Source organism: Candidatus Hydrogenedentota bacterium, from assembly GCA_016791475.1.
In the GTDB taxonomy this organism is placed as follows: domain Bacteria; phylum Hydrogenedentota; class Hydrogenedentia; order Hydrogenedentales; family JAEUWI01; genus JAEUWI01.
Map to the genome: position 1 here is coordinate 121,108 of JAEUWI010000002.1, position 19,421 is coordinate 140,528.

A 19,421-nucleotide genomic window follows, 5' to 3' on the forward strand; every position below is an offset into this window, starting at 1 on the left:
CGAAGAAAAAGGCTGAAATCCGCAACGGGGCGAACGAATAGCGCGGAAAGAACGCAGTGAGGGCTATATGATCGCCTTTTAGGGCGAGGAGGTGCAAATTTTGGGTGGGATTCCTGCGTTCAGTTATACGCATTCACCCCGAACGCCGCCGAGACCAAAGCGAAAAGCGATTCGCACTGCTGCGATAGGCCGAAAAATCGGTTCGCGTAGATTTTTATTGACAAGCGATGTTAAGCTTGCCAAACTTATCAGGTCAGGACGGGAAGACAATGAATCGACTACAACTAGCAACACTATTATCCTGGGCTGGAGAGCCCGGAATCCAAGGGCGCAAGCGCTTGCAGAAGGTGGTCTATTTCCTGCAGCAAGCAGGCTGTCCGCTCGGATGCGCGTACACGCTCCATCACTTTGGCCCGTATTCGCGCGACGTCGCGGATGCCTGCGACGAGATGGTGGCTGCCCGTCTGATTGATGAAACCGTTAGTCTTCAACAATGTGGCCCACAGTATGGCTACAAACTCAAGCCCCAGACGCAAGAGTTTCTAAATCAGGCCAACGATCAGTCCATGGAGTCTTATAGGACACTTGGAGCCGACTTGATCTCACAGGAAATCTGGCCATTGGAACTTGGTTCGACGATCCACTTTTTTTTCACGCAGACGGGAGACTGGACCGCCGCACTCGAAAAGGCCTGTGAATTTAAGAAAGTGCGAACCAGCGACGAGGGTAGCCAAAAAGCGCTGGCGTTGGCAAAGCGGGTGCGGGCGCAATCGGAAAATTAGCGACGGAGGGGCAGCATGGCGGCCAAGCTTTTTCGCGACCCGCTTTATAATTACATAGCGATTGATCGAAAGAAGGATGGTTGGTTGATCGATCTCATCAACTGTCCAGAAGTCCAGCGGCTCAGGCGCATTCATCAACTGGGCGTAAGCAACATCACCTATCCGGGCGCGGATCACACGCGCTTCGCCCACAGTCTGGGCGTCACCCACCTGATGCAATTGGTTTTGGATCACCTGATCCGGCAGAGCGACAAGGAAAGCATCAGAAAAGCGCGCCAGGCACTGCTCGCCACCGCGTTGTTGCACGATGTGGGGCACGGCCCATTTTCTCACCTGTTCGAGACATGTCTGAACATCAACCATGAGCAATGGTCGATTGCAATCATCCGGGACGAAAATTCCAAAGTCAATCAGGTCTTGAAGGGGCAGGACACCTACCTTCCCAACCATGTCGTCGACCTGATTGATTCCAACGATACGAAACATCCCGAATGGCAGCGCGCTTTGATGTCGAGCCAGCTTGATGTGGATCGAATGGACTACCTGCGCAGAGACAGTTTGTTCACTGGTGCGGGATACGGGCACTTTGACTGGCACCGACTTCTGACCACGGTGGAGTTCTACCATGGCGAAACCGACCTGGTCTGGCCGGAGAAGTCGGCGCTGGCGATTGAAGAGTACATATTCGCCCGGTACTACATGTATCAAAATGTTTACCTGCACAAGACGACCCGTGGCTTTGAGCAATTGTTACAGGCGATGTGGACCAGAGCCAATCAACTCAGGCTCGACGGGATACACATCGACGCGAATCCGGTACTTGACCGTTTCTGGAAAGTCGACAACCCCGAGCCGGGCACGCTCCCAATCGAAGACTACCTCAGATTGGAGGAGTTCACGGTGCTGGAGCAGATCCAGCGCTGGAAAGGGCATTCCGACAAGTCGCTGGCGGATTGCGCAACGCGATTTCTTGACCGAGATGGCTTCGCCATGGTGGAGCCACCCCCGCCCCCAAATCCGCTCAAAGCTGATGATTTCGGTGAGTGGGAACCTGAAATGCACAAACTCTTGCGTCGAAATGGGTATGAAGAGCCGACGATGTATTGTCTGAAGGATTGTGTGAAAGGCAAATATCGCCAGCCCTACCGGGAGGAGAAGGAGGCAGAAAACCAGTCGGCGGTCAATACAATCCGGGTAATTGTTGATGGCGAGCCTGTGGCGATTGGCGAGCATCTACCCCGACTCCGCGCAGTTATCAAGCCACCCGAGGATCGTATTCTCTACTACGTCCCGAAAGAAATCCGCGAGGACGCAGTGAATTTGAGTCGACGCTTGAAAGAGTCCGCAAACCATTCATCCGTGTGAACAAGATTATGAATGAATCCATTTAAAGGCCTCTCCAAACAAAAAAGGCTGTTGCATGTGACCGGAACTAGCGGGGTTGTGTAGGAATGATTCAGATTACTGATAAAGATATCGAGGGCACTACTGGAACAGGCGATTGCCTCAACCTTCCCACTGCGGGCGAGTATCATGTCAATGGCCTAAGCAAGATAAACATCGTTATGGGCAAGAATGGATGTGGCAAGAGCACGCTCCTTCGCAATATCGAGGATAGTCTACAAACCGGCACGGAGTACATCGGCAGGACTAGATATATCACTCCGGAACGAGGGGGGGCCCTAATATATGAGGCAGGTATAGAACAGAATATAGTCGGCAACGACAATTGGCTTCAAGGCCAGCGCAGAAGGAATCAAACGATCAATTTCCGACAGCAAAGCGTTGCCCAATACCGTAAGCTTGAACTACTTGTGCTTCGCGAAATTGAAAAGCCTAAACGAAGCGATACGGAATACACTTTTGATGCCTATATAAAAGAAATAAATACGCTCTTAGATAATATCGAAATTCGACGCCATCACCAGTCAAGCTTCAAGATATTCGAAAAGAACACAGAAAACGAACTCCCTCCGGATAGGATAAGCAGTGGTGAGAGCGAACTTATATCACTCGGGATAGAATGTTTGATATTCAGCAAAGAGCTCGATGAGTCTAAGCATAACTTGTTGCTCTTGGACGAGCCCGATGTTCACCTTCACCCCGATCTCCAGGTTCGCCTAATGCAGTTTTTGCATAAGCTGGTATCTGCAAGCTCGTTTCGAGTGGTTGTTGCTACTCACAGTACAGCAATTTTGGGCGCGATTGAGAGTCTTAGCCACACTCGGATTGTGTTCCTCACATTTGGCCAAAAGGAAATTTTTTTCAAGTCAATATCGGCAATCTACAAAAAGATCCTACCGGTATTTGGTGCACATCCCCTTTCAAACGTGTTTAATCAGGCACCATTGCTGCTGCTGGAAGGAGAGGATGATGAGCGGATCTGGCAGCAAGTAGTTCGTTCGGCGAATGGTCGAATAAGTTTATACCCATGTTCTGTCGATGGGTTGGGAGATATGAACAAGTTTGAAACTGAAGCGATTACGGTTATGCGCTCAGTCTATGACAATGCACGTGCCTTCTCGCTACGGGACATGGATCTGACGAGTGATGAGATCCAGTCTATGGCCCCAATGGTTAGGATGCGGTTGTCCTGTAGAGCAGCGGAAAATCTGATGCTGACTAACGAGTCTTTACAATCGATGGGGTTGTCATGGGAGGATTTGAAATCAAGAATTGAGCATTGGCTACAAACTAACCGTGAGCACGTTCACTTTGGCGTCATGGAGAAGTTCAAGTTAGGAGGATTTGATAGAAGAACCTTTGATCTTAAAGTCATTCGAAACGACTTGATGGGTGTCATGGGCAGTTGTAAGCCATGGGAAATCGTAGTTGGCAAAGTTATCGCAAAAGTGGAATGGGATGGAACAACTACGTTTGACCAAGAAGGAACTATTCTTGCGTATCTTGGCGAGAAAGTTGTAAAGCATCTGTTGCCCAACAAGTCCGATGCGTGATGTTTTCCAAATTCTCGTGCGCCAAACAATCCAGAGCAGTGATCTCCGTGATTCATACGCGTATTTGCAAGACGAGCGTTATAAGACAAAATTGACCAACGGCTCGGAGCGAATGCATTCTGATTTACACAGAGAGCATTCTCGATCCTCTACCGCATCAGCCCGCGCAACATCTCCGCATCCTCCGCAGCGCCAACGTAGACCAGCACACCCGCTCCCGCCGCGATACTAACCTTGTACCCACCCTCGCCCGAGATCTCCGCCCCCGTTTTCAGGTCGTAGACACCGCCCCCAGCCCCCTTCTCCGACACCGAAAACCGAACTTCCATGTGATCGGAGAAAGGTACATACCCCACCATATTTCCATCGTCGTCGACTTTAATCGGGTCGTCGTCTTTGAACATCGTCCGGCTCTCGGCGGGCCAGATGCCGACGTTGGCATTCTGCATCACGATAACGCGCCCCTTGAGTCCGGGGAAGGTGAAGGCGTTGGCGTGGATGTTCTTGTCGTCGGTCTGGACGGGGCAATCGGGGGCCTTGGCCATCCGGGTGATGATCTTTTCGTAGGCGCGGATCTCGCGCGATGCTTCCGCGAACTCCGCGAGCTGGGGGTTGTCCATGTCGGGGCGTCCGGCCAGGGTGACGTATTGGATCTCTCCGAGGCCGGAGCGCGCGGCCTGCTCGGCATTCAACATCCGATCCGGATTGCCGACGGGCTCGTAGTGCCACAACAGGAACAACTTTGCGCCTTCCAGCACACCGGTCCAGGCCATGGCCTTCACGCAGTTCTTCGGGGCGCGGTAGTATTTCCATACGTTGTAGAAATCGCCGTCGGGCGTCGTGAACTTCCGCCAGCCCATGCGGCCTTCCTCCGCAAAGGCGAGGACCTTCTTCTGCATGGCCAGTTGCTCGTCGGGCGTCGTGGGGTAGGCCACTTCATGGGGCTTGTTGGCGAGGGTGTTGGCCCATTGGGGCATGAGCATGCCGCTGGCCGTGGTCACCAGCATGAAGTCCGCGCCGCGCCTGGCCGATTCCTCGTAGTACACCGCCGCCTCGCGCCGCGTCCAATCCAGGGCGAAGGCGGGAGAGGCAAGATAGCCGCCACCGGAGAATTCCCACCAGAACGCATAGCGGTCGGTCCCCGAGATGATCGGATCGGGCACGGGTTGATCCTTCGCCGCGCCCAGAGCATTGTGGAGCGTGAAGAATTTCGTATCCGGCGCATGCTGGAGAATCTGGAAGTAATACTTCGCCAGGCGATTCACATCGGCGCGGAAAACTTCCTCCTTCACGCTCCACGCGAGTACGCGCGGATCTTTGGCATGTTCAAGCAGGAACGCGCCCGCCTGTTGCGCCCTGGCCTCCTGGGCTTCGTCGCTTTCCGCCGCGTTGAAGTACACGAAATCCAACTGGGGCAGGAGCTTGATGCCGTACTCTTCGGCCAGGCGCAGATGCTCGCCAAACTGAGCGGGCTTTGAAACCGCCAGGTGGATCACGTTAACGCCATGGTCCTGGAGGATTTTGAGGTGTTCTTCCAGAAAGGCAAAGTAGTCTTTCCCCACGCTCTCGGCCGCGGCGGCCAACTGGTAATCGTACACGTACACGCCCATATAAAAGGGCTTCGACTCTTCCGCGTGGCATAGACTGGCAACGATAAGAACGGTCAAGACCAAGAGGTGCTTCATCATACTCTTATATACTCCAGTCTTGAGAAAGTTTGTGCGCTGTTCCGTCCCCTGCATGCGTGTCACCGCTTCGCGTTGGATAGTGCGCTGGAGGAAACCCCTCACAGGCCCTCCAGCAACTTCGCAATTTCCTCGGGCGACGGCAATTGTCCCTTAAGCGCTTTGGGCAAGGTCTTGCGTATTTCATAGGTCGCCACGCCGATGGGCTTCCTCGCATCGTGGAGCGCGTATTCGACGACGGTGCGGTTCTTTTCCTTACAGAGAATGATCCCGATGGATGGATTCTCGCCTTCCTCGCGGACCAGGCGGTCCAAAGCGGCAAGGTAGAACTGCATCTTGCCGACGTACTCCGGCTGGAACTTACCGATCTTTAGATCAAGCGCCACCAGTGCCCTCAATCGCCGGTGGAATAGCAGGAGATCGATAACGTATTCATCACCGTCCACGTCCAGTCGAAACTGGCTCCCAACGAAAGTAAACAAGCCGCCCATGGCGCGGAGAAAGTCTTCGATTCGAGAGATGAGCGCGCGTTCCAGGGTCCGTTCGCTGTGTTCCTCGGCCAGATCGAGAAAGTCGAAGGTGTACTCATCCTTGACCGCCAGTTTGGCCTGCGCGCGCAACTCCGGTGTCAGCGCTTGATCAAAATTCGTCTGGCCAAGCAGCGATTTCTCATAGCTCTGGTTTTCGATCTGGTGGATCAGGACATTCTTCGACCAGCCGAACTTGCGCGTCATACGAAGGTAAAATTCGCGTTCCTGAGCGTCCTCGCAGCGCTCCAGAATGAGCAAGTTGTGGCTCCAGCTAATTTCTCGCACCAGTGGTGCGAGTTTTTCTATCCGCGCATAGGCATCGAAGAAGGCCCGCATGCGCCACAGATTGGAAGTCGAAAACCCTCCGACGCCCGGGAAGGCCGACCGGATGTCTGAGGATAGTTGTTCAACGACCGCCTTGCCCCAGCCCTCGTTGGCCTGCCGCGTCACAATCAAGCGCCCGATATCCCAGTACAGTCCGACCAGCTCCGTGTTCACCGCCTTCAGCGCCTCGTACTGCGCCTTGCGGATGCGCTCCTTCACCTCGGCCAGCAGACTTGGGTAGTCGCCGTTCGTGTCGCCTGAGTTTCTCGATACGGGTTTCCGCTGCTTCATGATTGCCCTCCAACTCTTATTATTACACCTCGCCACGGCAGCCGAGTATATCAGAATGTTCCACCGCGTAGACGTTTCGAGTGTCAAAGCGTCGTGGAATCGGGGGGCGAGACGTAGACCCTACTCCCCCTCATCCACCCGGTCCACCACATACACCGGTCGACACTTCACCTCATCGTAGATCCGCGCGATGTATTCACCCAGCAGCCCGATGCCGAAGAGGTTGATCCCGCCCAGAAATGACGTGGCGGCAAGGATGGCCGGCCAGGGGCCCACGTCGTTGCGGGTGAGGTGGAGGTAGACGGCGATGGCGATGAGTACCAGACTCAGGAGTATGCTGAGCACGCCCGCGATGCGGAAGACGAATAGAGGCACATAGGAAAAGGAGAAGATGGCGTTCATCCCCAGGGTCCACAGGCCGCGCAGGCCCACGCGCGTGTGGCGGTCATAGCGGGCGCGACGGGGAATGGGCACGCCCGTCTGGCGAAAGCCCACCCAGGCGCGGAGCCCGGGCAGATATCGGTTGCGTTCGGGCAGCTTGCCGAGCTGATCGACCACGCGGCGGTCCATCAGGCCGAAGGTGCCCGCGTCCAGGGGCGACTGGGTGGCGGCCACCCACTTGAACACGCGATAGAAGAGCCAGAAGGCACCGCGCGCCAGCGGGTTTTCCTGACGCGACGCCCGCTCGACATAGACCACGTCGTAGCCTTCGTTCCACTTCGCCAGCAGCGGCGCAAAGGCGGCGGGGTCATCCTGGAAATCGGCGTCCATCAGGATCACCGCATCGCCCCGGGCGTGATCGAGCCCGGCGGCCACGGCGGCGCCATGGCCGAAATTGCGCGCGAGATGGACCACGCGAATCGCACCGTGGTCGGAAGCGGCCAACCGATTGAGGATGGCCCCCGTGCCGTCGGTGCTTCCGTCGTTCACCAGCACCAGCTCAACCCGTCCGCCACATTCCAGCGCCGCCGCGTGTTCCCGCACTTCCCGCACGAAGCCCTCAATGCCCTCGGCCTCGTTGTACACGGGCGCAACGATCGACAGCAGGAATTCAGGTCCGCAGGCGCGGCTGGTGTTGGGCGGTGGCGTGGTCAAGGGGAATCCTTCCCTGGCGGTAGTGCCGCATTATAGGGAAAGTGCGGTCGCAGTTGGAAGCAGGCAGGTGTTTAGTGACCGTGGTGGCAAATGGGTCGTATGGGACCAATGAGTCATAGGACATCGACTCCCATACGACTCATACGACCCATACGACCCATAAGAACCCTTGCGCTATCCCTGATTCGCGCGGATGTATTCCGCCGTTTCGCGCAGACCGGCTTCGAGGCCGACTTCCGGTTTCCAGCCCAGCACCCGCGCAGCCTTATCGCCGGTGATGTAATTCTCCTTCACTTCGCCGGGGCGCAGATCCGCCAGCACGGGCTCGCCCTCGAAACTGAGGGCATCTTTGAAAATATCGAAGAGTTCCCGCACCGAGGTGCCCCTGCCCGAGCCGAGATTGATGATTTCGCCATCGCCCTTGTCCAGGGCCAGCAGCGCGCCCCGGGCGATATCCTTCACGAAGACATAGTCGCGCAGGGGCGTGCCATGGCCGAAGAGGGTGGGCGTCTTGCCCGCGAGCATCAGCCCCGCGAGGATGGAGCATACACCCGCTTCGCCGTCGGGGCGCTGCCGTGGCCCATAGACATTGGGGAAGCGCAGTACCGTGTAGCGCAGGCCGTAGAGGCGCTCATAAAGCGCGATGTAGTATTCGTAGGCGAGCTTGCTCGTGGCGTAGTGACACTCCGGCTTGGGGACGGATTCCTCCGAAGCGGGCAGATGCTCCTGCTCGCCGTAGATCGCGCCGCCGGTGGAGGAGAAGAGGAACTTCGTAACGCCGTGCTTCACGCTCAGTTCGAGGAGATTCAATCCGCCGAGTATATTAATCTCCGCGTCGAAGATGGGCTCGCGAATGCTCCGCCGCACGTCCATTTGCGCGGCAAGATGAATAACGTAGTCCGGCTTCTCCGCCTCGAACAACTCCGCCACGGCGGGCGCGCGCAGGTCCATTTCATAAACCGTAGCCGCAGGATTTACATTGGCCCGCGTTCCCGTGCTGAAGTCGTCCAGAATCGCCACGTCGTGACCCGCGTCGATACACGCGTCCACCACGTGGCTGCCGATAAATCCGGCACCGCCGGTTACAAGAATCTTTGCCATGAATTGCTCCTGTCGATTGCCCTGCAAGTTTTCCGTAGTCTACCCGATGGGCCGCCAGCCATGCTATCCGTGACGTGGTCCCGCCGCGTTCTTCAAGATCAGGGACATCTCCTCCACCATGCGGTCCAAAGAAAAGCGGGTCGTCGCCCGGTTCCTTCCCGCTTTTCCCATCGCCCGTGCCCGGTCGGGATTGGCGAGGAGATCGTGAATCGCGGCGGCCAACGCCGTTGCATCGCCCGGTGCCACCAGCACGCCGTTCACGCCCTCCTCGATGATTTCGAGCGGTCCGCCGGCCGCCGTGGCGATGGGCGGACAACCCGCCGCCATGGCCTCCACCAGGGTCCGCCCAAAGGGCTCCGGGTCCACCGAAGGCAGCACCAGCAGCGTGGCCATGCGTAGAATTTCAGGAACATCCATTCTTGGTCCGGTGAAGATTACCCGCGCCACGATGCCCAACTCGGTGCAGCGTGACTGCAGGCCCGGAAGATATTCGGGCTTGTTTACCGCCGGGCCACCGACAAACCAGGCCCGCGCATCGGGGTGTTTTGCAAGAATCTCCGGGAGTGCCTCCACCAGCACATGCTGCCCCTTCCACGGTTCCAGGCGCCCCACACAGGCGATAAGTGGCTCCCGTGGCGTCGTGCAGTCCGGATCGGGATATTCGCAGAGATCGATGCCGTTGTAAACCACGCGGACTCGATCACCACAGGCCGCGAGACTCTCCGCCACGGCGTTTGAATTGGCCACGGCGATGTGGGCCAGCCGCTCCACAAGCCCGCGCATGGCGCGGCCAATCCGGCCCTCGCCCGCGATTTCCCGCACATGCCACACCAGTGGGCGGCCCGCCAGCCTCGCCGCCACCGGCCCCTGGAGATTGTTAATCGTATTAACGTGGACGACCTCAATCCGCCATTTTCGAAGCAGCCGCGCCGCACGCAGAGCATGGGGGAGGAAGGTGATGAAGAAGGCCGCGAGCTTTCGAAACGCCAACGCTTTGCGCGGCGGAACGAACGAAATCTCCGCCACCGTGCAGCCCGCCTTGCGATAGGCACCCGCCAGGGGATCGCCCGAGCGCAGGATCATGAACGGGGTGAACTGAGTCCGGTCCAGGTGGGTTACCAGATCGAAAAGGGAGCGGTCCGAGCCGCCGCCGACATCCGAGGTGTAATGACAGAACGCAACGCGTAACGGTGCCTGGGCCATGGAGCGATCCTCATGCGCCGCCGGGCGCGGGCTTCAGGGGGTGCCCTGTCGCGCCGCATCGGCGGCGATCTGTTCCAGCAAATGCCGCCCGGCCCCCTGAAGTGTGGGGCTGTCCGTATTCTTTACCAAAGCCTCCGCATGTGTCCTGGCCTCTTCGAGTTTGCCCTGGCCGCGCAGGATCCTCGCGACAGTGACGCGCGCGTCGCTGCCCGGCTCCAGCGCGAGTATCGCGTTGCCCTGGGCGAGCGCGCCTTCCAGATCGCCCCTCGCATTCGCCACCTGCATGAGCACATTCCGCGCCCAGACCTCTTGGTCCCGCTGCGCTTCTTTCTCGGCCAATTCGAGCCAAACCTGGCCCAGGCGCGCCGCATCGTCCAATTGGCCCGCGCGCCACAGCGATGTCACATACCCCGTGTAGGCCCCCGAACGACCGTACGCCTCCTCTGGCAGGGCCTGATAGGCCTCCAGCGCCTCGCCGAAGCGGTCCTGCCTGAAGAGTAGGTCACCGATAGCCAGACCGCACTGGGTGCGCAGGTCCTCGCTGGCAAACTGTCCCTCCATCGCCTGGCGATACTTCTGCACGGCGGGGGCGAGGTTACCGCTCGCCTCCAGTTTCTGGCCCGCGTCGAAAGCGGCCTCCGCGCAGGCTTCATCCAGCCCGGCGGTCAACTGCGCCCCAAAAACCCGGTAGACGCCCAGGCAGAGAATCATGGCGACAAAGGCGAAGCCGCCCAGGCCCCAGAAAATTTCCTGGGCGCCCTTTGGCGCGATCGGGGCCTGTTCCGTCGGCATTTCATGGTCCAGCTCGGTCATGGTTCTCAGGTGTCCGGAGATTGAAGGAAAAACCGGGGCGCGGCCCGATACGACGCCGCCGATCCTAGCAGATTCATCCCGTGTGTTGAAAGGCGAAGTGGCGAAATACGACCCGACGGGCGTCTCCTCCGGCCGGGCGAATTGCGATGCCGCCGGGGCCAGTGCTAGCATGGGGCACCGATTCCCCCGCAACCCGCTTCAATGGAAGTCTCCCGTCGGGCGTCTCGGGCGCATCCAATTCATTGCCGCCATCCGGTTGGAGGCGTGCCCGCGCAGGGCCGGCCCCGTTCCAGAGCGGCCACCCCCAACAGGAGATCCACGTGAGCCAGCGGCATTTCACGGTTCAGCGTTTCTATCGTTTCGCACTTGGCACGTATCTTTTCGTGCTGGTGCTGGCGCTCTACGCCGGCACGAACGACCCCACGATCCATGTCAAGCACCTGCTTACGGCCTGGGCGGCGGGGCTCCTCGCGGGCAGCTACCTCCTCGTCGCATCGTTCCTGCGCATCCCCCTGCGCAGGCCGGCCGTCTTCCTGGAAGTGAGCCTCTGCCTGCTGGCCTTCTTCCTCATCAGTTCCCTCTTCTCCGAGTTTCGCGCCATCAGCCTGCTGGAGACCAGCCGATTCTTCTCCCTCTTCGCCCTGTACTGGCTGGCCACCCAGGTCTACGGTTCCACCGCCCAGGTTCTCCGCCTCTTCGCCGTTTTCTGCTGCGCGGTATTTTTCGCCGCCATCTATGCCGTCATGCAGGCCGCCGGACTCGATCCCTTTCCCTGGACCGACACCACCAGCGACACCTACACCAACCTCCCCGCGACCTACGGCAATCCGAACTTCGCGGCCCACGCGCTGATTCTCGCCTTTATCATGCTGGCCTGCCTCATTCGCTCCAATTTCCGCTGGGGCTTCTGGATCGCGCCGCTCCTTTTCTTCCACTTCTACAGCACCGACCAGCGCGCCGGTTGGATTGCCCTTGCGGGGGCCGCCCTGCTGGTCGGTCTCGGCGTACTTCTCCTGCGCCGGCCCCGGCGTCCCGTGGCGCGCGTCGCGGCGCTTCTGGGCGTATTCGCCCTGTTGGGCGTAGCGGGACTCGGTGCGGCCATGTTCCTGGTTCACGCGCGCACGGGGCACATCTTTCCCCTCGATCTCTCCCTGCTCCTGCGCTATCAATCCTACGTAAGCGCCACCCGAATGCTCTTCGACGCGCCCATCCTCGGGCACGGCCCCGCGGTTTATGGCCTGGCCTACGCGCCCTACTGGACACCCTTCGAGCAAGCCTGGTTCGCCCAGGAAGTGCGGATGAACGCGCACGTGCACAATGATCTGCTTGAGATCGCCATCGACGGCGGACTCGCCGCCGCCGGGCTCTATCTGACCCTGCTCGTACTCGGTATGGCCTATGGGCTTCTTCTTGCGGCCCAGTCCAGCACCCCGGAACAGCGCCGTGTCGGTTTTACCTTCGCCGCGCTGTTTTGCGCCTTCGCCATCGACGGGCTCTTCGGCTTCAACCTCCGTGTGCCGGTTACCGCAGCCCTCTTCTTCCTGATGATGGGAACACTGGATGGAATCTGGACCGCGGGGCGACCGGTCCAAGTGCCGGCGCGGGCGCTTCGGCCCGGTCAGTTGTTTCGACTGGCCTTTCTGGCCCTGCTTGTCGTGTGCACCTGGTTTGAAACGCGGACCTTCGCCTCGGAGTACCACATGTACGCCGGCATGAAAGCGCAGGGCAAAGAACAATACGAAATCGCCAGGGTGGAATTCGAAAAGGCGGGCAAGCTGGCCCCGTGGAACTGGCACTATGCCCGGCGGCTGGGCCTCGTCGCCCTGGATCAGGGAAAACTGGACGAAGCCCTGGCCAACTTCGATCGCGCCCTGGTATTGAATCCGCACTATGTGCTGACCCACCTGCCCATGGCTCGCGCCAATTTGATGCTCGCCCAGCAGGCCGTCTCCGCAAAAGGTGCGGGGGCCGACGCGGCCATTGAAAAGTTAAATCTGGCCCGCGCCCATGCGGAAGCGGTGTTGAAGATTGCGCCGGACTTCCCCTCCGCCATCGACGTACTCGGGCGCATAGAGTCCATCGCGGCGATCATCAACCGCGATCACTCGGCGAGCCCGGATCCCGCGGTCCAGGCAAAGCACTGGGAAAACGCGCGCCAGTATCTGCGCCGCGCCATCGATCAGGGGCCGGAAAATTCCGGTGAGCTCTACCGCATGCTCATGCAGGTCGAGCTGGGGCTCGGCAATGTGGAAGCGGCCGAATCGGCGCTCATCGGCGCCATTGAGGTGGCCCCCGAGGATCCCAGCCACTGGCCCGCTTTCCTCAAATTCGCCCGCCAGCATAAACGCTTTGATCGCCTCCGTGACGTCCTCTTTCAGCAGATCGATCGCCTTCTGGCCGTTGAAACACCCACCGACGAAGCGCGCGGGCAGTTGGCCACCGCCTATGGCTGGCTGGCTGTGGTTCTCGATACCGGCTTCGCCGATGTGCAGGGCGCGATGGATGCCTACAATGGGGCCGTCCAGCATGGTCCCCTGCGTCCAGAACTCTGGAGCAATTTTGCCGCCTTCGCCCGAAAGAATGATCGCCTGGCGGATTTCAGCGGCCACTTGCGTGCATCCTGCGCCCGTGTTCGAGAGCAGGGCGGCAAACCGCTACCCCAGGTTGAGGCGGTCGACGCCGTCCTGAAAGATCCCGGGGCCCAATTGGACCAGGCAAGCCGTGTGCTCCTGGCCGGCGTTCGCTCCCATCCGCGCGACGGCGGACTATCCATAGGGGCCGCGTATCTCTGGGCCGCTCAAATGTTGCAGGAGGCCTACGATACCCTCGCCGCGCAAGGTGCGGCCCCCTGCGAAAGCGCCCTGAATCTCGGGGTTACGGCGGCGGGGCTGAACGAACTCTCCCTGGCCAACATCCTCTTCGAGAAGGCCATGGCCTGCCTCTCCGACGAGCGGCGCGCCTCCGCCGCGGTCCATTGGGCGGACACCCTCGTCCGGCTGAATCAGCGGGACAAGGCACTGGCCATTCTGGAGGAGGTCGAAGCGCAGTTTCCCGGTCATTTCGACACGCGCTGGGCGAAGGCGCGCACCCTCGTCCACCTGAAGCGCCCCGATGAAGCACGCGTCATCTACGAATCCCTGCTGGGAGAAGCGGACCTGCCCCAGGAGGGAAAAAATCAACTGGAAGCCGAATTGAAGGCGCTTCAGCCCGCGAAATAGCGCCTCGGACTCACCCCGAAAGGGGATCAGGAAAGTCGTTCAGGTCCAATTCCCGCCCGGAGATGCCACTGATACTCGTAGGTCAGTCGGCCAAGCCGGGTTACCTTGGGAATTTCCTTGCGTTGAGTCACCGTATAGCCCCGGAACCGAACCAGGTACCAGGCCCGCAGCCAGGACGAGGTTTTAGTTTCCGTAGTCTGCGACAATTGAAAATTGTCCAACCCGTGCTGCACGTCAATCTCCTGCCAGAGGGATAGTGATTGTCGCCCAAGGACCGTTGCGCCCCTGCCTGGGAGCGTACGATCAAAGGCTCTCTCTGGAGGAAAGAGCAAGAAGCAGGCCACCGGATAGTCCATCACGGAAGGCGCCAAAACCAACACAAACCGATTGGGCCGGGGTGAAAATCCCAAGAAAGTCGCGCAGGGCGCACGACGGAGAGTCCCGATTCTGGAATATCAAATTCCCATTTTGAGAATCCGCCCCAAAAATTCCATCAAATCTAGACCGCTAGAGCATGATATTGTAATCGCTCACCTTCCGATACAGCGTGCTCCGACCGATGTCGAGCAACTCCGCCGCAGCCTTAATGTTGCCGTCGCAACGGCGCAGGGCTTCGCTGATCTGGCGCTTCTCGGCTTCCGCCAGACTCAGGAATGGTTCCCCGTCTTCCTGGTTCGTTGGACGTCCACCGTCCCGCTCCAGGTCCTCGGGCCGAATCGCGTCGTAACGGGCCACGACCATCGCGCGTTCCACCGTGTTCTTCAATTCGCGCACGTTACCGTTCCAGGGAAGCGTGTTGAGATACTGGAGGGCTTCCGGGCTGAATCCCGCGGTGCGGTAGCCCTGGCGTTCCCGAGCGCCGCGATGGAAATGCTCGGCCAGGAGTGGAATGTCGCCGCGCCGCTCCCGGAGCGGGGGGATGACGATTTCAAACATATTCAAACGGTGGTACAGATCGCGGCGAAACAGGCCACGCTCCACCTCTTCCTTGATGTCTTTGTTGGTGGCCGCAATGACGCGGACATTCACTTTGATATCGGCCTTGCCCCCGAGGCGCCGGAAGACACCCGTTTCGATGGCGCGGAGAAGCCGCGCCTGATTGGGCAGGCTCAAGTCGCAGAGTTCGTCGAGGAAGATGGTGCCCCCATCGGCTTCTTCGAAGACCCCCGTTTTCTGGCTATGTGCGCCGGTAAATGCGCCGCGCTCATAGCCGAAGAGCTCGCTCTCCAGGAGTTCCGCCGGAATGGCGGCGCAATTGACCACGGTCAGCGGGGCCTCCGAGCGGGCCGAGAGGCGGTGGATAAGCTTGACCACCAGCTCCTTGCCCGTTCCGGTTTCGCCGAGTATGACCGCATTCAGATCGGAGCGGGCACAGTCCCGGGCGAGGGTACGCACCCGGTTAATGGCGGGGCTGTCGCCGATGATGGCCGCGCCCTCCGCCGCGCCGGATACGAGCAGGGTATTTTCCCGCTCCAGCAGCTCCATCCGTTCGAGAGCGCGAAAGTAAGGGGCCGCCACTTGCGCCTGGGCAAGCAGAAATTCGAGATCCACTTCATCGTAAATGCGGTGGGGTGATTCCGTCTGCACCACCAGCGCGCCGATGGCGTCCTTCCCCAGTATCATGGGGGCCGCCGCCGTGGTGCGGATACCGGCGCCACCGTCTATCCGGCAACTCTCCGGAATCAGGACGCCCTGTTGTTGCTCCAGAATCTGTTTGACGGTACCCCGAATTGAGTACTTCGGCCCAAAGATCGATTCCGCCCGCCGGGGATAGAGGGAGAACCCGTTGTCGCTCGGATGATTCGAGGCGATACACACGGCGCGCGGCTCGAAGCGCTCGGTGATCCGCTGGACAAGGGCCGTAATCAGTCCTGACATCGTGCTGGCTTCGCTGAGCGCCCGGCCCAGGGTGAAGAGGTCCGCCAGGTCTTCCGCCGTCCTCGGGCGGCCCTGCGCCACCAGGGCAACCCGGTCCCGCGCCATGTAAAGGGGCTCGCCAATGACCAGCGAGCAGGTGGCCGGGGGCGAGTTGGGCGGCAGGGGGGTATTCATGCCCACTTCGCGTACACGGGTGACGAGGAAGATGGCGCTGCCGACGGCGACCTCGTCTCCGGCCCGGAGCACGGCCTGCGTCACGGGATCGCCGTTGACGAAGGTGGCGTTGCTGCTTCCCAGATCCGTGAGAACCACCGAATCGCCGTCCAGCGTAACCTCACAGTGGCGCCGGGACACGAGGGGATCGCTTACTTTAATATCACACAGGATATCGCGTCCGAAGACAAGGGCGCTGGGTGTGACAACCCAGGAAGTGCCCTTGGCGCTCCCAGTTTTGGCGGTGATCTGGTACAACGGACCCTCCTTCTTCCCGTCTATCTTAGCACATCTACACAAATAGAATACACGCTACCATTCCGCTTGCCGCCACGGGAATGGGGTGCCGTTCCCGTGGCGGCAAGCGGTGCCGTCTGAGATCCGAAATCCTGGCAGGTTTTCGCGCCGGGGAGATAGTGATGCCATCGGCGGGATTCGTGTCGGTTCCGGCGGCGGCGCGCGAGATGGCGACGCGCGTAAATCGACCTTGCGCCCCTCGCCTCATCGGGGTACACGGGGGCCAAACGCCGCGGGCGGGGAGGGAAAACCCGAAGGTCCCGCTCCCCGCCCGCGGCGGCAATGTTGTTCGAACCGGTGGGAGTTCACGAGGCCCCGCGCCCGGCAAAGACGGCCCGGAAAGTCATGAAAAGAATCTTGATATCCAACCAGATGGACCACTGGTCGATATAGTTCAGGTCCAGTTCAACCCACTCCTCAAATCCGATGTTGTTGCGGCCGCTGACCTGCCAGAGCCCGGTCATTCCAGGGCGTACGCTCAAGCGGCGGCGCTGGCTCCAGGTGTACTGTTCCACTTCAGAGGGGATGGGCGGGCGGGGCCCTACAAGGCTCATCTCGCCTTTCCACACGTTAAAAAGCTGGGGGAATTCATCCAGGCTGTACTTGCGGATAAAGCGCCCAAGACGGGTAATGCGCGGGTCGTTCGTAATCTTGAACACCGGCCCGTCCTGCTCGTTCAGGGCCATAAGCGATGCCTTGATCTCTTCCGCGTTCGTCACCATCGAGCGGTACTTTATCATCTTGAAACGGCGCTGGTTCTGGCCGACCCGTTCCTGTCGGAAGAAGATGGGCCCTTTGGAATCCAGCTTGACCAGCAAGGCCAGCAGGGCCAGCATGGGCGAGAGCCCCACAATCAACAGGCTCGAACCAATAAAGTCCACCGCCCGCTTCATGAAAACTTTCCCGTGCGCCTCCGGAATGGTGGAAAGGTTCAGCAGCGGTATGTCTTCCAGGTGCATCAGTCGGCTGGTGGCCACCCGCATGGGGAACAGATCCGCCACCATGTGAACCGGGAGCGCGGCCCCCTCGCAGAGGTGGGCGATGCTCTGAATTTCCTCATACCCGGAGCGGACCGGCAAGGCAATGTAGACCTCGTCCACCTCCCCGTTTGCGATCATGTCTTTCAACCGTTCGACCGAACCCAGAAAGGGTATGCCGGTGCCTTCCAGCAATCCGGCGCGATCCAGTTCCTTATCCAGAACCCCGATGATGGCATAACCCAGCCCGGAGTTTTCCTGAAGTACCTCGATTAAATGGCGGCACCGCTCATTCGCGCCCACGATGACCGCGCGCTGCTGGTTATAGCCCAGATTGCGCAATTCATGAATGGCCAGACGAAGCCCAAAGCGGAAAACCAGCAGGAACACCAGCGTGAACAGGCAGAATACCACCAGAAAGGTGTGATCCAGCCCCTCCCGCGAATTCTCCGCATCGCTTCGAGTAAACAGCACCATGACGAACACGCAGAACACGCAGGCGTCGCCCACAGCCTTGGTTACCGTCGTGAGATAATGGACCACATCCTGGCGATTGCGCACCCCCCACAGATTACGCTCGACCGCCGCGCTGTACCAAACCAGAATGACCACGATGAGATAGGGGAGATTCTGGAGGATGGGCGGCATCAGCGGTTTCGTCATCGGCGTCGACCAGTGAATGGCCAGCGCAAAGGCTCCCACAATGCAGCACGTGTCTAGAAACACCAATACGGCAGGCGGCACAATTCGCTTTCGCGGTTTATTTGAGATCTCCATGTCCCTTCCCTTGGGCCTTCCGCTAAACCGGGCTGTCCATCTTTGAAGCCTGACCCCGATCATGGACCGGTCCGGCCAGGCTGATCTCCCCAGAAAGAACGTTTAACAACTGGGGTAGCTCGTCAATTCCATATCGTCTCAGGACACTGCCCACCCGGGTCAAATTCTCCCCACCGGGTTCCCATGATGCTCCATGGGAAGTGCGAAATACAAGATCACTGAAAATAGCGCCGCCCGGCGCCCGCCGGGGGCGGCGGATCAGCAGGGGACCGCGAGAATCCACTTTGATGGCCAGCGCCACCGCCAGAAGCACCGGGGAGAGCACCACAATCAAAAGCAGCGACACACCCATATCCACCGCACGGTGCAGGGCAAACTGAGGGCGGCTGTCGGATTCTATCGAAAGGGAGAGCAGGGGGATGTCGCCCAGCCGGCTCAACTCGCTCGTGGCCATGCGGAGCGGAAACAGATCCGCCATGAAACGGACCGGCACACCGACGCCTTCGCACAGGTGGGCCGCGCTTTGAATCTTTTCATAGTACGAGCGAACGGGCAAGGCGATGTATACCGCGTCGATCACCCGATTCACCAGAATCTTGTCGAGCTCGTCCAGGGCCCCGAGATAGGGGACGCCTCGGGCTTCGAGCATTTCCCGCCGCTCCGGCTCGATTTCCAGAAAGCCCTCAATGTGGTAGCCATATTGTTCGTTCGCGTGGAGAATGTCCACCAGCTTCTGCGTCCGCTCGTTGCTGCCCACAATGAGGATCCGCCGCGCGTTGAAGCCGCGCCGGCGCAGGTTCCACAGGCTCAGACCCAGGCTCAAGCGGAACAGGAGAAGCCCACCCAGCACGAAGATTCCAAATACAAACAGGAAGGTGCGGTTCAGTTCCTCGCGCTTAAAAAGGGCCACGATGAACACCGTGAAAAGAAACGCGGTGAAGAACGCCTTGGCCACGGAAAAAAGGAGCGCCACCAGGGCCTCGCTTCGCCGCGAGAGGAAGAGTCGCTGGTCGGTTGCCACCATGAACCACACGGTCACCAGCGTGAAATAGTAGGTGAGGTAGCTCTGGAAGATTTCGACCGTCACGGTCGGGGCGAGCAGCCAAATGGTGGCCACAAACACACCGGTGATACAACTCAAATCGAGGAGCACGCGCATGATGGCGTTGAGGAATTCATGGCGTCTGGAATATAGGCCCAATGGAGGACTCCCGTGAGTCCACCGCAGCAATGCGGTGGCTGGGCGTTGCCGCCCGCCCGGACGGGCGAGCAATTACAAG

At 59.5% G+C, this 19,421-nt stretch carries 13 protein-coding genes; 4 read left to right on the forward strand and 9 right to left on the reverse strand.

Features of this window, described 5'->3' with window-relative positions; all coding sequences use genetic code 11:
• Nucleotides 1-269: 269 nt before the first annotated feature.
• From JNK74_01565 to JNK74_01575, 3 genes are all read left to right on the forward strand, one after another.
• On the forward strand, nt 270-782 hold the full coding sequence (locus tag JNK74_01565) for a hypothetical protein (GenBank protein MBL7644853.1): 513 nt from the start codon (nt 270-272) through the stop codon (nt 780-782).
• 15 nt (nt 783-797) lie between these two features.
• The gene (locus JNK74_01570) at nt 798-2,147 is read left to right on the forward strand and encodes an HD domain-containing protein (GenBank protein ID MBL7644854.1); all 1,350 of its coding nucleotides are present in this window, start codon (nt 798-800) and stop codon (nt 2,145-2,147) included.
• Between the two features lie 86 nt (nt 2,148-2,233).
• A complete protein-coding gene (locus JNK74_01575; GenBank protein MBL7644855.1) occupies nt 2,234-3,739 on the forward strand; it encodes an AAA family ATPase in 1,506 nt (501 codons plus the stop codon).
• A gap of 149 nt (nt 3,740-3,888) precedes the next feature.
• Here the strand turns inward: JNK74_01575 and JNK74_01580 are convergent, their stop codons facing one another.
• From JNK74_01580 to JNK74_01605, 6 genes are all read right to left on the reverse strand, one after another.
• Nucleotides 3,889-5,427, reverse strand: a complete 1,539-nt coding sequence (locus JNK74_01580; protein ID MBL7644856.1) for a hypothetical protein — start codon at nt 5,425-5,427, stop codon at nt 3,889-3,891.
• Nucleotides 5,428-5,525: 98 nt separating this feature from the next.
• Complete coding sequence (locus tag JNK74_01585) at nt 5,526-6,569, reverse strand: DUF1016 family protein (GenBank protein MBL7644857.1); 1,044 nt, start codon at nt 6,567-6,569, stop codon at nt 5,526-5,528.
• 120 nt (nt 6,570-6,689) lie between these two features.
• Nucleotides 6,690-7,664, reverse strand: a complete 975-nt coding sequence (locus JNK74_01590) for a glycosyltransferase family 2 protein (protein ID MBL7644858.1) — start codon at nt 7,662-7,664, stop codon at nt 6,690-6,692.
• A 174-nt stretch (nt 7,665-7,838) separates the two neighbouring features.
• Nucleotides 7,839-8,765, reverse strand: coding sequence for an NAD-dependent epimerase/dehydratase family protein (locus JNK74_01595; protein MBL7644859.1), 927 nt, complete (start codon nt 8,763-8,765; stop codon nt 7,839-7,841).
• A 63-nt stretch (nt 8,766-8,828) separates the two neighbouring features.
• Nucleotides 8,829-9,968, reverse strand: a complete 1,140-nt coding sequence (locus JNK74_01600; GenBank protein ID MBL7644860.1) for a glycosyltransferase family 4 protein — start codon at nt 9,966-9,968, stop codon at nt 8,829-8,831.
• 33 nt (nt 9,969-10,001) lie between these two features.
• A complete protein-coding gene (locus JNK74_01605; GenBank protein MBL7644861.1) occupies nt 10,002-10,952 on the reverse strand; it encodes a hypothetical protein in 951 nt (316 codons plus the stop codon).
• A gap of 149 nt (nt 10,953-11,101) precedes the next feature.
• Here JNK74_01605 and JNK74_01610 point away from each other — a divergent pair, with 149 nt between their 5' ends.
• Nucleotides 11,102-13,999 carry a tetratricopeptide repeat protein gene (locus JNK74_01610; GenBank protein MBL7644862.1) on the forward strand — a complete coding sequence of 966 codons (2,898 nt, stop codon included), beginning with the start codon at nt 11,102-11,104 and terminating at the stop codon, nt 13,997-13,999.
• A 507-nt stretch (nt 14,000-14,506) separates the two neighbouring features.
• Here the strand turns inward: JNK74_01610 and JNK74_01615 are convergent.
• The 3 genes from JNK74_01615 to JNK74_01625 all read right to left on the reverse strand — a co-directional run bounded on the left by JNK74_01615 (nt 14,507) and on the right by JNK74_01625 (nt 19,342).
• Nucleotides 14,507-16,348: a sigma 54-interacting transcriptional regulator gene (locus JNK74_01615; GenBank protein MBL7644863.1), complete on the reverse strand. Its 1,842-nt coding sequence runs from the start codon at nt 16,346-16,348 to the stop codon at nt 14,507-14,509.
• 344 nt (nt 16,349-16,692) lie between these two features.
• Nucleotides 16,693-18,141, reverse strand: a complete 1,449-nt coding sequence (locus JNK74_01620) for a sugar transferase (protein MBL7644864.1) — start codon at nt 18,139-18,141, stop codon at nt 16,693-16,695.
• Between the two features lie 22 nt (nt 18,142-18,163).
• Nucleotides 18,164-19,342: a sugar transferase gene (locus tag JNK74_01625; protein MBL7644865.1), complete on the reverse strand. Its 1,179-nt coding sequence runs from the start codon at nt 19,340-19,342 to the stop codon at nt 18,164-18,166.
• Nucleotides 19,343-19,421: the final 79 nt, after the last annotated feature.